Origin of the sequence: Amycolatopsis sp. NPDC058986 (assembly GCF_042741125.1) — a bacterium.
GTDB lineage: Bacteria > Actinomycetota > Actinomycetes > Mycobacteriales > Pseudonocardiaceae > Amycolatopsis.
Genome location: NZ_JBHYJW010000023.1, coordinates 68,054 through 82,491, shown reverse-complemented (window position 1 = coordinate 82,491; position 14,438 = coordinate 68,054). Strand labels below are relative to the sequence as shown.

14 protein-coding genes are annotated in these 14,438 nt (G+C 69.8%); 6 read left to right on the top strand and 8 right to left on the bottom strand.

Annotated features, from left to right (window positions below; translation table 11 throughout):
- Positions 1-24: 24 nt before the first annotated feature.
- Positions 25-1,890 carry a Na+/H+ antiporter gene (locus ACFW0G_RS21315; RefSeq protein ID WP_378327077.1) on the bottom strand — a complete coding sequence of 622 codons (1,866 nt, stop codon included), beginning with the start codon at positions 1,888-1,890 and terminating at the stop codon, positions 25-27.
- A gap of 81 nt (positions 1,891-1,971) precedes the next feature.
- Here ACFW0G_RS21315 and ACFW0G_RS21310 point away from each other — a divergent pair, with 81 nt between their 5' ends.
- Positions 1,972-3,396: a carboxylesterase/lipase family protein gene (locus ACFW0G_RS21310; protein WP_378327076.1), complete on the top strand. Its 1,425-nt coding sequence runs from the start codon at positions 1,972-1,974 to the stop codon at positions 3,394-3,396.
- A gap of 60 nt (positions 3,397-3,456) precedes the next feature.
- On the opposite strand, the gene ACFW0G_RS21305 is transcribed toward ACFW0G_RS21310, so the two are convergent.
- From ACFW0G_RS21305 to rnhA, 4 genes are all read right to left on the bottom strand, one after another.
- A complete protein-coding gene (locus ACFW0G_RS21305; protein WP_378327075.1) occupies positions 3,457-6,159 on the bottom strand; it encodes a sugar-binding domain-containing protein in 2,703 nt (900 codons plus the stop codon).
- Positions 6,160-6,326: 167 nt separating this feature from the next.
- Positions 6,327-6,707, bottom strand: coding sequence for a YchJ family protein (locus ACFW0G_RS21300; RefSeq protein WP_378327074.1), 381 nt, complete (start codon positions 6,705-6,707; stop codon positions 6,327-6,329).
- 12 nt (positions 6,708-6,719) lie between these two features.
- Positions 6,720-7,355, bottom strand: coding sequence for a hypothetical protein (locus ACFW0G_RS21295; RefSeq protein ID WP_378327073.1), 636 nt, complete (start codon positions 7,353-7,355; stop codon positions 6,720-6,722).
- 255 nt (positions 7,356-7,610) lie between these two features.
- The gene (gene rnhA, locus ACFW0G_RS21290) at positions 7,611-8,081 is read right to left on the bottom strand and encodes a ribonuclease HI (protein ID WP_378327072.1); all 471 of its coding nucleotides are present in this window, start codon (positions 8,079-8,081) and stop codon (positions 7,611-7,613) included.
- A gap of 42 nt (positions 8,082-8,123) precedes the next feature.
- Here rnhA and ACFW0G_RS21285 point away from each other — a divergent pair, with 42 nt between their 5' ends.
- On the top strand, positions 8,124-8,717 hold the full coding sequence (locus tag ACFW0G_RS21285; RefSeq protein ID WP_378327071.1) for a hypothetical protein: 594 nt from the start codon (positions 8,124-8,126) through the stop codon (positions 8,715-8,717).
- A 6-nt stretch (positions 8,718-8,723) separates the two neighbouring features.
- Here ACFW0G_RS21285 and ACFW0G_RS21280 read toward each other — a convergent pair whose 3' ends face one another.
- Complete coding sequence (locus ACFW0G_RS21280; protein WP_378327070.1) at positions 8,724-9,638, bottom strand: HIRAN domain-containing protein; 915 nt, start codon at positions 9,636-9,638, stop codon at positions 8,724-8,726.
- Between the two features lie 189 nt (positions 9,639-9,827).
- Between ACFW0G_RS21280 and ACFW0G_RS21275 the strand changes: the two genes are divergently transcribed.
- The 3 genes from ACFW0G_RS21275 to ACFW0G_RS21265 are packed head-to-tail and all read left to right on the top strand — an operon-like array spanning position 9,828 to position 11,693.
- On the top strand, positions 9,828-10,631 hold the full coding sequence (locus ACFW0G_RS21275) for a DUF1684 domain-containing protein (RefSeq protein ID WP_378327069.1): 804 nt from the start codon (positions 9,828-9,830) through the stop codon (positions 10,629-10,631).
- Positions 10,628-11,209, top strand: a complete 582-nt coding sequence (locus ACFW0G_RS21270; protein ID WP_378327122.1) for a putative glycolipid-binding domain-containing protein — start codon at positions 10,628-10,630, stop codon at positions 11,207-11,209. Before ACFW0G_RS21275 ends, ACFW0G_RS21270 begins: the two co-directional genes overlap by 4 nt.
- 49 nt (positions 11,210-11,258) lie before the next feature.
- Entirely contained in the window at positions 11,259-11,693 is a 435-nt protein-coding gene (locus tag ACFW0G_RS21265; protein WP_378327068.1) for a nitroreductase family deazaflavin-dependent oxidoreductase, read from the top strand.
- 1 nt (position 11,694) lies between these two features.
- Here the strand turns inward: ACFW0G_RS21265 and ACFW0G_RS21260 are convergent, their stop codons facing one another.
- Both ACFW0G_RS21260 and ACFW0G_RS21255 read right to left on the bottom strand, forming a co-directional pair.
- A complete protein-coding gene (locus ACFW0G_RS21260; RefSeq protein ID WP_378327067.1) occupies positions 11,695-12,351 on the bottom strand; it encodes a hypothetical protein in 657 nt (218 codons plus the stop codon).
- A 132-nt stretch (positions 12,352-12,483) separates the two neighbouring features.
- Positions 12,484-13,941 (bottom strand): MFS transporter, encoded by a 1,458-nt coding sequence (locus ACFW0G_RS21255; RefSeq protein WP_378327066.1) that lies wholly within the window; start codon positions 13,939-13,941, stop codon positions 12,484-12,486.
- Positions 13,942-14,026: 85 nt separating this feature from the next.
- Between ACFW0G_RS21255 and ACFW0G_RS21250 the strand changes: the two genes are divergently transcribed.
- Positions 14,027-14,437 carry a MarR family winged helix-turn-helix transcriptional regulator gene (locus ACFW0G_RS21250; RefSeq protein WP_378327065.1) on the top strand — a complete coding sequence of 137 codons (411 nt, stop codon included), beginning with the start codon at positions 14,027-14,029 and terminating at the stop codon, positions 14,435-14,437.
- The last annotated feature ends 1 nt before the right edge of the window (position 14,438 follow it).

The following is a 14,438-nucleotide window of genomic DNA, read 5'->3' as shown; positions in this document are numbered from 1 at the left end:
AACAGTGCCGAAGGACCGCGATGGTTAGCCGAGTTGCTTGTCCACGAAGCACCAGCGCCACGTCTCACCGGGCTCGACGCTGCGCATCACCGGGTGGCGGGTGTCGTGGAAATGCCCGGAGGCGTGCCGCTTCGGTGACGAGTCGCAGCAGGCGACGTGCCCGCACTTGAGGCACATCCGCAGGTGCACCCAGGTGCTGCCCTCCGCGACGCACTCCGCGCAGGAGTCGGTGGTTTCCGGCCGGTGGTCCGGCCAGTCGTGCGCCAGATGCTTGCAGGAGCCCGCCGACGCGGCCGGGGTCCGCAGTTCACGGCCTTCCATCGGCGGTTCCTCCTCGTCCGCGTCGAGCATCGACTCCTCGATGTCGAGCCGTTCCAGCACCCGCCGCAGCACGTCGTCGTCGGCGGTCCCGGCGGCGCGCGCCTTCAGGAACACCTCGCGCTCCGCTTCGAGCAGCTGGATCCGCAGCCGACGGTAGGCGTCGCTCGGCGTTTCCGCGAGCGCGCTCTGCCGCCCCAGCTGTTCCCACGCGGCGTCCGAACGGGCCTGGAGCCGGTCGCGAATGCGCTCGACGACGTCGTCCGGGTCCTCCGGCCGCCGGATCTCCTCCAGTTTCGCCAGCGCCGCGCGGGTCATGTCGTTGAGGACCGCGGCCTCCTGCAACGCGTCCTCGGCGGGGTCGGGCGCGGGCAGCCGGAGCCTGCGGATCAGCGCCGGCAGGGTCGTGCCCTGGAGCGCGAGGGTCCCGGCCACCACCACGAACGCGGCGAGCACCAGCACGGGACGTTGCGGGGTGTCCTGCGGCAGCACGAAGGCGGCGGCGAGCGTGACCACGCCCCGCATCCCGGCCCAGGCGAGCACGGCGGAGTACCGCCACGGCCACACCTTCTTCTTCGTGCCGATCACGCGACGGAACAGGCCGATCCCGGCCAGCCACAGCACCCGCGTGAGGATCGTCGCCGCGAGGACGGCGGCACAGATCCCTGCCAGCCCGAAGATGCCGATGCCGGTGTCCGCGACCTCGGCGAGGATGCGCCGCAGCTGCAGGCCGATCAGCAGGAACACCATGTTCTCCAGCAGGAACTGGATGGTGTGCCAGTTGAGCCTGCTGGCCAGCCGGGACGATCCGGACAGCATGGTGGGCGCCTTGTACCCGAGGATCAGCCCGGCGATCACCACCGCGAGCACCCCCGAGCCGTGCACGGCCTCGGCGGGCAGGTAGGCGATGAACGGCAGCACGAACGACAACGCGGTGTCGAGCACCGGCTCGTCCAGCCTGGTCCTGATCCACGCGCCCGCGAACCCGACCACGAGCCCGGCCGCCGCGCCGAAGACCGCGGCACGCAGGAAGTCCCCGCCGACCTGCCACAGGCTCACCGATCCGGCGATGGCGGCGATCGCGGTCCGCAGCGCGACCAGCGCGGCGGCGTCGTTGAACAGGCTCTCGCCTTCGAGCAGCCGGACCAGCTTGCGCGGCATGCCGACCCGGCGCGCGACCGCGCTGGCCGCGACCGCGTCCGGCGGTGCGACGACGGCGCCGAGCGCGATGGCCGCGGCCAGCGGCAGGCCGGGGACGATGAGCCAGGCCACCAGGCCGACCCCGAACGTGGTGAACACGACCAGCCCGACCGACAGCAGCGCGATCGGCCCCCGGTTGCGGCGGAAGTCGATCAGCGACACCTGGATCGCCGACGAGTACAGCAGCGGCGGCAGCAGCCCGAGCAGCACGACCTCGGGTTCGAGGTGGTACTCCGGGATGCCGGGGACGAACGAGACGGCCACCCCGAACGCGATCAGGCACAGCGGCGCCGGCCAGTCCAGCCGCCGCGCCACGGCGCTCACCACGAGCACCGCCACCACCAGGGCGACAATCTCTGCTGCGATCTCCACGCGAACATCATTCCCCGGGCGGTCGCCCGGGGCCCGCCGGGCTGGCCCCCGCCGCGAAACTCCCGGTTCTAGGCTGGCCGGGTGGAGATCACCGTCGAAACCGCCGCGGGCGCCGTCCGCGGCAGGGAACGCCAGGGCATCCGGGTCTTTTTCGGCGTCCCGTACGCCGAACCGCCGGTGGGGGAGCTGCGGTTCCGCGCTCCGCGGCGCCCGGCAGGCTGGACGGGGGTGCGGGAGACGCTGAAGTTCGCCGCGCGGGCGCCGCAACCCAGCATCACGGGAAAGGGCTTTCTCGGCGACGAGGACTGCTTGTCCGTCAACGTCTACGCGCCCACGACGCCGGGGCCGCATCCGGTGCTGGTGTGGATCCACGGCGGAGGCGGCGTCATGGGCGCACCACACCAGTTCGACGCGTCGGCGTTCGCGCGGCGGGACGTCGTGGTGGTGACCGTCGGGTACCGGCTGGGCGTGCTCGGCATGCTGCGGCTGCCCGGGATCGCCGACAGCAATCTGTCGCTGCGGGACCAGGTCGCGGCCCTGGAATGGGTGCGCGACAACGTCGCGGCGTTCGGTGGGGATCCCGGCCGGGTCACCCTCGCCGGGCAGTCCAACGGCGGGCGCACGGTCGGGACGCTGCTGGCGGTGCCCGCGGCGCGGGGGTTGTTCCGGCGGGCGATCGTACAGAGCGGCACCGGGGTCGGCTCGGTGGTGCACACCCCGGCCGAGGCGGACCGGGTCGCCGAGGCCGTGCTGGCCGAACTCGGCGTCGGTCCCGACCGGCTGGCGACCTTGCCCACGACGCGCATTCTCGAGGCACAGCAACGGGTTTCGGCCGCCTCGGGCACGTTGGTGACCTACCGGGTTGTCGTCGACGGCGACGTCCTGCCGGAACGGCCGGGCGACGCGGTGGCGGCCGGCGCCGCTCGCGACGTCGAGATCCTGACCGGGACCACGGCCGACGAGTACGACCTGTTCGCGTGGCTCGCGACGGGGAGCGCGAACCCGCTCGGCACCGGGTCGACCATGCTGGACACGGCCGCGATCGAGAAGGCGACGGCCGCCTATCGGGAGGTGCTGCCGGACTGGCCGGAGGACCACGTCCGCAATCGCGCGCTCACCGCGGGCGACTGGTGGCTGCCCGCGATCCGGCTCGCCGAGGCACAGCACGGTGCCGGGGGAGCGGCGTGGATGTACCGGCTCGACTGGCGGATCGCCCCGCGCGGCAAGAGTTTCGGCGCTCCGCACGGGCTCGACCTGCCGCTGGTGTTCGACGACATCGGCAACGTGAACTGGCGTTTTCTCTTCGCCACGGCCAAACCACCCCGCGAACGGCTGCAGGCGATCGCGACGACGATGTTCGACGTCTGGGTCCGGTTCGTCACCGCCGGCGATCCCGGCTGGGCGCGCTACACGCCCGCGGACCGCGTCACGATGCTCTTCGACGACGTCAGCGCCCCGGCGTCCGACCCCGATCGGGAGCAACGCCTGCTCTGGGACTCGCTCTGACGTTCCGTGAAGGCCCCCTTGCCAGCGCTGGGAAGGAGGCCTTCACGGACCTTCGGCGGCCTACCTCGCGGGGACGGTTTGCGTGCCGGTGTTCCAGCCGGAGACCCGGACCGACGGCGCCGAGCCGCCGAGATCGGCTGTCCGGTAGGTCGCCGTCAGCGTCGTCGACTCACCCGGCCACAGGCTGACCGCGTTGTCGCTCCACTGGATCGGCAGCACCGGCTTCCCGCTCGCGTTCACGATGTGACTGTCCACATAGAACGCCGGGAGCTTGCCGCCCGTGGTGTTCTTCAGCGTCACCGTCGTGGTCGTGGTGCCGTCGGGGTTGTCGGCCGACTTCGCCGTCGTGCTCACCGTGGCCTGGCCGAGCTTGTTCAGCCCGGAAAGGTCGGCATAACTCGTCGTCGGCGTGTAGTACCAGTCGGTCTTCGACCAGTCCAGCGTGTCGGCCTTGGTGGACAGCCAGTACACGTTGCGGCTGACCTCCTTGCCCGAGCCGTCGGTGAGCACCAGCTTCGCCAAGTACGTTGTGGACAGTCCGCTCACCGAGGGGATCGTCAGCGCGGTGGCCTTGGCGCCGTCCCCGCCGACGGAGAGCCCGGGCTTGGTCTGGGCGAACTTCTCCGTGCCGTCGAGGTTGAACAGCTGCACCTTGGCGGTCAGGCCGTTCGCCACGGCGGGGGTCGAGTTCACCACGACGACCGACTTCGAGTCGTACGAGTACTGGATGTGCAGCGGCTCGTTGGCTTTCTTCGCGCCGTAGTACGCGCCGTTCTGATCGAGATAGGCGTCGAAGAGCTGCCAGTGCAACGAAGTCCACGGGCTGTTGAGCATCCAGTAGATCAGCCCGGTCGACGGGTTCGAGCTGTCGGAGTAGTTCCGTGCGTGCGATTCGAACTCCGCCCGCACGTTCTCGTACTGCGCCAGCTGTGCCTTCCGGACGTAGTCGCCGAGGTTCGCCGGGGCACCGTATCGTCCGGAAAGCGCGTCACCGAACAGTTTCAGGTTCGAGAACGTCGACGACGAGGAACGGTGGTACTGCGCCGCGGACGGGTTCTTCCACAGCGTGTCCAGCTCCCCGGAGGTCATCATCCGCTTGAGCGTGTCCATCGTCGGGATGTCCGGCCCCGCGCTGGTTTCGGAGTTGAAGCTCCACGCGCCGCCCGCGTCCGAATGCGCCTTGTCGTACCAGTAGTTCGGCGGGATCCAGTCGTACGGCCCGTTCATCTTCATCCCGGACTTGCCCAGCTGCGGCGACGAGTTCGTCTTCGCCGACGGGACCACCGGCAGCTGCCAGTCCGCCGCCTTGAGCGCGTCGAGATAGTTCTTCTCGATCGTGGCGTCCGGCGCGAAGTCGCTGCCGATGTGGAAGGAGACGACGCTCGGGTGGTTTCGCAGCCGCTCGGCCTCCCCGGTCATCGACGCCTTGGCGATCGGGTAGTCCGCCGCCGTCCACTTGTCACCGGGCTCGCTGCCGTTGACCTGGCCTTCCCATTTGTCGCAGCATTCCCAGCCCGGCATGGTCATGATGCCCATGGCGTCGGCGAGGTCGAAGAACTCGTCCGGCTCGATGTGCCCCTCCAGCCGCACGGTGTTGAGCCCGAGATCCTTGACGTAGGAGAGCTTGTCGGCCACGTGCCGTACGTCCCAGCGCAGCAGCAGGTCCGGCGACCAGCCGCCGCCGCGGATCAGCAGCGGCCGTCCGTTGACCGAGTACTGGCGCCCGCCGCTGGAATTCAGCGGCGCCTTGACGTCCCGGATCCCGAACCTTGAGTGTGCACTGTCCGAAATGGACCCGGCGACACTCGCGGTCAGGTCGAGGTCGTGGAGCGGCTGGCCGCCCATCCCGGCCGGCCACCACACGTTCGGGTCGTCGATCCCGACCACCGGGAACGTGACGGTCTTCTTCTCCTTCGCCGCCAAGGAAACCGTCTGGCTGATCGGACGCCCGGCGACGGTCCCGGAGACGACGGTCTGCACCGCGTTCGCCGAGTCGTTGCGGACGTCGGCCTTCACGGTGAGGTCGGCGTGCTTCAGGCCGGGGAGCGCGAGATTCGTGACGACGTGCCCGCCGCGCAGCGCGACCGGTCCGCCGCGGCGGACCAGGACGTCGCGCACGATCCCCATGTTCTGGTCCGGCGGGGTCTGCGCCCAGTCGATCCAGCCCATCGAGAGGTCCTTGTTCGGATCATTGGGGTAGACCTTGAACGCGACGCTGTTGACGCCGGTGTGCACCTGCGCGGTGATGTCCAGGTCGTGCCGCGTGTAGGCGCCGTTGACCTGGTCCTTCGCCGCGACCCTTGTGCCGTTGACCCAGACGTCCGCTTTGGACAGTACGCCGCTGAAGTCCAGGTAGGTGCGCGCGGACGTGTCGTCGAGCGTGAGATCGGTGCGGTACCACCACGGAACGGCGAAGTCGGACTTCGGCACGTTCTTCATGTTCGTCGAGTAGAACGGATCGGGGTACTTGCCGTTGCGCACCAGGCCCGCGAAGACCGTGCTGCGGGAGTCGACCGGGTACCAGCCGGCGGTCGGGAAGCCGGGCTTCGAGACCGCCGCGTCGTCGCCGGCCTGCGCGGAGGTCTGGATGAGATAACCGGGAAGCGGGGTCGCGGTCCCGGCCGCGGCGCCGACGGACACCGCGGCGCGCGCGGGTTCCTGGCCGGTCGCCGCCGGGACGGTCGCACCGCCCACCGCGACGGCGAGTGTCGCCACGGCCAGCAGCCGTAGCGGGATCCGGAGTCTTGCATGCCGATGGCTCACGAGCGCGCCTCCTCATTGGGCACACGGCGGCGGGTGATCGGGAAGGACGGGTGGGGCACTGATCGTTAGTAAAGATCCCTAACAATCGAGGGTGATGGTAGCCGCCCGGACACCCGGGGAACAGCCCCAGTTGTCACGTTTCGTCCGAATGTCGCCCGGCGTTGGCTTCAGGCGAGGGCGTCGAGGTATAGCCACTGCCCGCCTTCGCGGACGAACCGGCTGTTCTCGTGCAGGACGCCGCGCTGCCCGTCGTGCCGGTAGTGCGCGCGAAACTCGACCGTGCCCTCGGCCTGCAGGAGTCCGCCGCCGGTGTGCCCGAGGATCTCCAGCCGGGCCCACCGCTGGGCCGGGTCGAGGTCCAGGTTCGCGGGCCGGGCCGAGGGATGCCAGGTCCGCAGCAGATAGCCGGCGTCCCCGACGGCGAACGCGCTGTACCGCGAGCGCATCAGCAGTTCGGCGGTCGGGGCGGTCTGCTCGCCCCGGTGGTAGCGGCCGCAACAGGCGTCGTACGGTTCGCCGAGGCCGCAGGGGCACGGAGTTTCGGGCATCCCGCGATTGTGTCAGGTGCTCGGCGGCGGGAACTGCGCGGCGGTGCCCGCCACTTCGTCGAGTGTCCGCGCGGACGGCTGCCCGCTCGTCGCGGTGGCGGCGGCGATGACGACGACCGCACCGTCCATTCGCGACTGCCGGTGCGCACCGGAACGTACGCCGCCGGGCAGCGGCTCGACATCGCCGGTGAGGGTCTCGAGTTCGGCTGCCTGGCCTGCCTGGGGCAGTTCTATCCAGGCGACGGTGACCGCGATCGCGGTGCCCGCGTCGTCCCCGGCGGTGAGCGACATCCGCGACATCGAGACACAGGGATGCCGGACCAGGAACTGCCGCACCTGGCCGGAGGTGCGGGGTACGCACGTGGGTTCGCGGGCGCTGCCGACCTTCGTGACGGTCGTGAGTCCCAGAAAGCGCAAGGCTTCCTCGTGGTTTCCGCTACGTGCCGCCGCCTCGGACGACGTCCTGCCGCCGCCACCGGCGCCGCCGCCCGCGTCCGGTTGTGCTGCCGTGCCACCGCCGGCCGTACTGCTCGCGGCCATCGCGGCGCCCAGCGCCATGGCGGCCATGGCCGCCGCCCCGCCGGTCTTTTTGGGGGTGATGGGGTGGAGTTTCCCGTCCGGGCCGAGGAAGAATTCAGGATCCGCCATGTCACTCTCCGTCCTCGACTGACCTCGTAGCGTTGATGATTCCTTTCGAGGGGAAGCGGTCAAACGTCCGTTCGGTACAAATCGCCCGAACGGCCCAGCGCTGTGATCGTTTCGCAACGCCCCGTGGATCTTCCCGTGCGCTGGGGCCCACGATTGCGAGAAAGGTGCGGGAGACGCGGGCACGGGCTGCCGCCCAAGAAGGTGTGGCACCACGTCGCCCGCTTCGGCGACTTCGCGGGCACCGACGGCGGGCGGCTAACCGCCCGCCGCGACGATTCCGGCCGCTTCCTGCGCCCCGCGAACGGCGAGCCGGTCGGCGCGTTCGTTCCCGGGCAACCCCGCGTGTCCCTTGACCCAGCGCCATTCCACCTCGTGCGGCGCGGCGGCCGCGTCGAGCCGCTGCCAGAGGTCGGCGTTTTTCACCGGTTGCCGCGCCTGGGTGAGCCAGCCATTGCCCTTCCAGCGGACCATCCACTGCGTGACGCCGTTGCGGACGTACGTGCTGTCGGTGAAGACCCGGACCACCGAAGGCCGCTTGAGGCTTTCCAACGCGCGGATGGGCGCCATGAGCTCCATCCGGTTGTTCGTCGTGGTGCCGGATTCGGCGCCGTAGAGGTCCTTCTCGTGCTTGCCGTAGCGCAGCACGGCGCCCCAGCCGCCCGGTCCGGGATTGCCGCTGCACGCGCCGTCGGTGTAGATCTCGACGACGGTCTCACTCTCCGCCACCCGGCGACCCTACTCAACGGACGGAGGGGTCAGAATGCCCGGGTGAAGTGGGAGCGCGGGATCCACCATCTCAACGCGGTCGCGCGTACGTGCGCGGAACTCGTCGGTTCGCTGATGGCGCGGTACTCGCTGTCGGTCACCCAGCTGTGGGCGCTCGGGGACATCCTTGAGTCGCCTCGCGAACTCGACTACGTCACCGTGGCGCTGGTCGTCGACCTGCCGGTCGGCGACGTTCCCTGGTTGGCCAGACCGCAGGGCGCGGAGCACTGGGAGCAGATGACCAGGGTCGCGAAGATCCCGGTCCGCACGCTGTGGCGGTCGGCGCACGCCCCGGTCTGGAACCACTTCGTCGACCGGCCCGCTTTGGTGTGGGACACGGAAACGGGGATCGCCGAGGACACGCTCGCCACGTTGCGTGCGGGCCGGGGCCACGACGTCCGCCTTCCCGCGCCGTCACCGGAGGAACTGCGTACCCGGCTCGACGACGAACTCGCGGTCAGTCTGCGTGCGCTGCGCGAGCGCACTCGCGAGTACGACGATCGCCGTTGGAAGCCCGGCAAGCTCACCGGGATTTCCGACGCGTTGTGGGAAGCGAGCAATGGTTATCTCGACCTGCTCGACGCCAGGGGTGCGTGAAGCCCGTCAGAGCGAGAGGCGGCGTTGGTTGTCGCGTCTCGGACCGGCAGGCATCATGAGCTCGATCTCGATGCCCTTGTCCGTGTTCTTGGTGACCGCTTCGCAGGTGACCTCCAGCCCGCGGTCGAGCAGGGCCTTCACCCGGTCGTGGTACCGCATGGACATCGCGTAGGTGAGCTGCCCGACGCGCTGGCCGTCGAGGCGTACCTCGATCGCCGGTTCGCCCCGGTATTTCCCGGAGCTGATCGTGCAGAACCCGAGCTGCGCGGTGACCGTCCGGAACTCCTGGCCGCGCCGCGGCGCGAACTTCAGCAGGACGTCCTGGTGGTCCTGTTCTTTCGTGACCGTGCAGAACCAGTCGTTGCGCAGCAGCACCGTGCGGTCGTGCGATGCGGCGACGACGGGGTCGCCCGGCCCGGCGGCCCGGAGTTCCCAGGGGCGCGCGAGATGCAGGTAGATTCCGTAGAATTTCGCGCCGCCGCCCGCGATCCGCGCCGGGCAGGTGCCGAAAGCGCCGCGCCGGCGCAGGTCGAGTAGTTCCGGCTGGTACTCGGCGGCCAGCTCGCGGGGGAGATAGCCGACGGTCAGTTTCCGTTGCCCGCACACGACGTCGACGCGCACCGCGTTGGCGTCCGCCTTGTTGCCCGGCTCGGGGACGAGGACCGCGGTGGCCGGAATGTGGTCGTCGAGTTCGTTCCCGGCGGCCCGGCCGTGCGCGGCGAGCCGCAACGCCTCCTGATAGCGGGATTCACCGACTACTCGGATCCTGCCGTTTTCCGGTAACGCGACAAGCCTTGCGCGGGAGGGGGAATCGGTGCCCATCGGCGGGGGTTCCGCGCTGATCCGGCCGACCGGCGGTGGCGCGAACGGCGGATTCACCGGCGCCCCGGGAAGCGTGTTCCTCCTGAACAACGACCACATCTGTGACCTCCCCTGCACTGTTTCCCGTGCGTTCCCAGCAGTCGCGCCCGGCCCGACGAGCGTTACGCGCCTACCAGGGCCCGAGCCGGATCGGAACGCGGAGGTGATACGACCGCATGGTGGGACGCGGAATACCCGGTGTGGCGCGATGTTGGCATGGTGGCCATACGGGCCGGAAAGGGGCAGACAATGAGCGCGAGTGTGCGATCCGGGGAATTCGTCCAGCGGTGGCGGGACTGGCGGGAGCAGCGGGAGCGGGACCTCGCGGATCCCCACGGCTGGCTGGCGCTGGTCTCCCTCGACTGGCTCGAGGACGAACCCCGGGAGTATCCGGGACTGCCCGGCCGCTGGTGGCAGGACAAGGAAGCCGCGTATCTCGACCCGCGGGGTGCCGAGTTCTCCCACGAGGGCGAGCCGGTGGCCGGCGTACGGCGGTTCGAGCTGGTGAACAGCGGCGCCGGCACGCGGGTGCGCACGGGTGAAGTCGAGGTCGAGATCGCCCGCCGCTCCGGCTACCTGATCCGCGTGCACGACCCGAAGGCGCCGGTGCTGCGGGACTTCCGGGGCGTCCCGGCCTACGAGCCCGACCCGTCCTGGGTGCTCACCGGCCACTTCGAACCGTTCGACGAGCCCCGTCCGACGACCGTGGGAGCCGTGGTCGAGGGCCTCAGCCACGTCTACACGGCACCCGGCCTGGTGCGGTTCGCCCACGACGGCACCGAGTACACGCTGACCGCGTTCAACGGTCATGACGGCGGGCTGAGCATCCTGTTCACCGACGCCACGAGCGGTGTCACCACCTATGGGGCGAACCGGTCACTCGCCGTGGACACTCCCGCGGAGGACGGCTCCGTCGTCCTCGACTTCACTCGCGCCCGCAACCTGCCCTGCGCGTTCACCGATTTCGCGACGTGCCCGCTGCCGCCGGAAGGGAACCGGTTGCCGTTCGCGGTCGAGGCGGGGGAGAAGCTGCCCTACGAGCGCCAGGGCTGAGCCCGATTTTCGCCGAGCTGCCCGCCACCGCCGCGTGGGCTCACGAAAGTGTGCGTTCCGGTTTCGAGGTCGTGTACTTTTCCCGGAGCGGCAACGGTTTCCGGGCGGCGGGGATGACGACGGCTGTCGAGGACGGCCGGACGTGGAGCGTCGACTACGACATCACGCTTGACGAGACCTGGGCTACGCGGCGGGCTTTGGTCACCGGAAGGTCGGCCGCGGGTGTCCGGACGGCTCTCCTCGAGAGCGACGGCGAGGGGCGATGGTTCGTCGACGGCGAGCCGGCGCCCCGGCTGGACGGGTGTTTCGACGTGGATCTCGAAGCGTCGGCCATGACCAACGCCTTCCCCGTGCACCGGCTGAAGCTGGCGCCCGCTGCTCGTTCGGCGGCGCCCGCCGCGTACGTCAGGGCCCTCGACCTCACGGTCGACCGGCTGGAGCAGGAATACGCGCGCACTACGGACGGCGAACAGCGGTACGCGTACGCCGCGCCCGCGTTCGCCTTCGCGTGCGAGCTGAGCTATGACGACTCAGGACTGGTGGTGTCGTACCCCGGCATCGCGACTCGTGTCGTCTGACTCGGTGGGCGCACTCGACGCGCTGCGGTCGCAGGGCTAGGTTGCGGGCATGCCCAGTGATTTCGCACTGAAGACCATGAACGCCGTCCACCGTGGTCTGCTCAAGATCTCGGGCGGCCGCGCCGGCTGGCGTGTCGCGAACATGCCGGTGCTGGAGCTGACCACGATCGGCCGCAAGTCCGGCCAGCCCCGGTCCGTGATGCTCACGTCCCCGCTGCGGGACGGCGACGCGGTGGTGGTCGTGGCCTCGCGCGGCGGGGACGACCACCACCCCGCCTGGTTCCTCAACCTCCGCGACAATCCCGACGTCGAGGTCGCCCTTCAGGGTGAATCGCGGCAGCCGATGCGAGCCAGGGTCGCGACGCCGGAGGAGCGGCAGCGGCTGTGGCCGAAGATCACCGCCGACTACCGGAACTACGCGAACTACCAGACGAAGACCGACCGCGAGATCCCGCTCGTCCTGCTCGAACCGGCCGCCAGGTAGGTCACGGCGGGGGGAATTCGTCGGCGACGTCGGCGATGTCGTGGAGCAGCTGTTCGCCGGGGTGCCCGCCGATCGGTGTGGCCTCCGCGTTGACGACGAGCGCGCCCTTCTGGTGCGAGTCGTAGTACCGGCCGGTGAAGTGGATTTCGGCGAGCCCGAGCGCCGCGCCACCGAGCGGCGTGATGTTGCCCGTGCCCTGGGTGTCGACGAGATTCTTGAACCTGCTCGCGTCCTTGGCCGAAGCCATCCGCACCCAGGCGATCGAGACCGCGACACTGTTGCCTTGGCCGTCGCCGAGGGCCAGGAGCAGCCGATCGAGCTTGCGGCATGGCGTGCGCAGGAAGAACTGCTGTGCCTGGCCGAACGACCGGGTCGCGCAGCGTAGTTCGGTTTCGGCCGCCTTCCTGACGACCTTGAGCCCCATGCGTTGCCACGCGGCGTCACGTTGTCCTTTGCGGGCGGCTTCCTTGCCGGACGCCCTCCCCTGAGAACCCGCTCTGGCTCCCTGAACGGCCGAAGTCGAAGCGCCGCCTCCGCCGAGACCGCTCGCGGTGCCCGCGACGACGATGCCGACCGCGGCCGCCGCGGTGATCGCGGTGCCCTTCTTGGTCCAGCGACCTTTCGAGTCCCGTGGCTGTTTCTTCCATCCCTCAGGCATCCGTCCCTCCCCAAGTCCGGAAGGCCCGATATTTCCCGGCAGCCCCGGCGAAGGCCAAGGGTTTTCGCCCGAACAGAGCACAAAGGTGGCCTGCCACTCCGAGGAGCGGCAGGCCACCTGGGGTGAGAAGGATCAGTCGGCCGCGAGCGCGAACTCCGGCTCGGCCGCGGGGGCTTCGCTACGACGGCGCCGGATGACACCGGACACCGCGACCAGCAGGCCGAGCACGGCGATGCCGGTGACGACGCTGAGTGCCGGGGTCAGGCCGGTGAGCAGGGCCGACGCCGAGGCGTCGGCGCCACCGTTGGCGGTGAGGACCGCGGTCACCACCGCGAGCCCGATCGCACCGCCGACCTGCAGCGAGGTGTTCAGCAGACCGCCGGCGAGGCCCTGTTCGTCGTCGGAGATCCCGGCCGTCGCCTGGATGTTCAGCGACGAGAACGCCAGCGTGAAGCCGATGCCCAGCAGGATCATGCTCGGCAGCACCGAACCCGCGTAACCGGAGTGCTCGTCGACACGGAGGAACAGCACGTACGCGATGACGTGGGCGACGACACCGGCGAAGATCGTGATCGGCGTGCCGACCCGGTCGATCAGCGGCTCGATCCTCGGCGAGCCGAAGGCCACGATCAGCGCCGCGGGCAGGAAGCCGAGCGCGGTCTGCAGCGCCGACCAGCCCATCACCGACTGCAGGTAGAGCATCACGACGAACTGGAACCCGATGTAGGCACCGAAGAACAGCGCGGCGCCGATGTTCGCCCTGGCGAGCGGACCGGAGCGGAAGATGCCGAGCCGCAGCAGCGGGTGCTTGCTGCGCTTCTCGATGAGGACGAACGTGACGAGCAGCGCGGCCGCGACGGCGAAGGAGATCAACGTACGCGGTGCGGCCCAGCCGACCTCGGGAGCCTCGACCACCGAAAAGACCAGCAGCAGGGAGCCCAGGGCTCCGGTGATGGCGCCGGGGAAGTCGTAGCCCGCGCCCGAGGAGTCCCGTTCATAGCTCGGGATCAGCTTGATCGCGGAGACGAGCGCGATGAGCGCGATCGGGACCGGGAGCAGGAACGTCCAGCGCCAGCCGACCTCGGTCAGCAGCCCGGAGAAGACGAGGCCCGCCGAGTAACCACTGGCACCGAACACCGCGAAGATGCTGATCGCCCGGTTGCGCGCGGGGCCTTCTTTGAACGTCGTGGTGATGATGGACAGCGCGGCAGGCGCGGTGAAGGCCGCGGCGAGCCCCTTGATGAAGCGGCTCGCGATCAGCAGCGCGCCGTTGTCGACCACGCCGCCGAGCAGCGAGGCCAGGGCGAAGACCGCGACGGCCACCAGGAAGACCTTGCGCCTGCCGAGCAGGTCGGCGGTGCGTCCGCCGAGGAGCAGCAGCCCGCCGTAGCCGAGCACGTAGCCGCTGACGACCCATTGCAGGGCGCTGGTGGAAAGACCGAGGTCGGCCCGGATCGAGGGCAGCGCGACGCCGACCATGGAGACGTCGAGCGCGTCGAGACCGACGACGGTGGAGACAGTGAGCAGGACACCCCAGAGACGTGCGTCCCACCGCGTTGAAGAGGTGGACAAGTGCGCGGAAGAACTCATGATCGGGACACTACATGCACGCGCATCTAATGACAACACATTTAATGTGTTTGCATCACATTCACCTGCATGCTATCTTCGCGACGTGAGCGATGTCGCTGAACGAGGCTTGGTGCAGCAGTGGCACGGGCTGCTGGCCCGCCACGCCGCCGTGTGCAATGCCCTCGAGGTCGCGCTGCAGGAACGTCATGGCATCGGGGTCAGCGAGTTCGAAGCGCTGGAGCGCCTCGCCACCTGCGACCACAAGTGCCGGTCCGCGGACCTGACCGAGGCCGTGCATCTCAGTCAGAGCGCGACTTCCCGGCTGGTGGCGCGGCTGGAGCGCGAAGGCCTCGTCGAGCGCGCGCTGTGCGAGATGGACCGGCGGGGGATCTTCGTGACCCTCACCGAGACGGGCCGCAGGCGCTACCGCGAGGCCAAGCCGACGCACCGCGCGGTGCTCCAGGAAACCATCGGCGACGGCGAGTGCGTCGTCTGCACTCCCGCCGACGCCTGAC

Bases quoted from the DNA above. Each gene is read 5' to 3' on its own strand.
- ACFW0G_RS21300 (WP_378327074.1), bottom strand. From the start codon at position 6,707: ATGCCCGAAACTCCGTGCCCCTGCGGCCTCGGCGAACCGTACGACGCC.
- ACFW0G_RS21295 (WP_378327073.1), bottom strand. From the start codon at position 7,355: ATGGCGGATCCTGAATTCTTCCTCGGCCCGGACGGGAAACTCCACCCC.
- ACFW0G_RS21280 (WP_378327070.1), bottom strand. From the start codon at position 9,638: ATGTGGTCGTTGTTCAGGAGGAACACGCTTCCCGGGGCGCCGGTGAAT.
- ACFW0G_RS21275 (WP_378327069.1), top strand. From the start codon at position 9,828: ATGAGCGCGAGTGTGCGATCCGGGGAATTCGTCCAGCGGTGGCGGGAC.
- ACFW0G_RS21265 (WP_378327068.1), top strand. From the start codon at position 11,259: ATGCCCAGTGATTTCGCACTGAAGACCATGAACGCCGTCCACCGTGGT.
- ACFW0G_RS21260 (WP_378327067.1), bottom strand. From the start codon at position 12,351: ATGCCTGAGGGATGGAAGAAACAGCCACGGGACTCGAAAGGTCGCTGG.
- ACFW0G_RS21255 (WP_378327066.1), bottom strand. From the start codon at position 13,941: ATGAGTTCTTCCGCGCACTTGTCCACCTCTTCAACGCGGTGGGACGCA.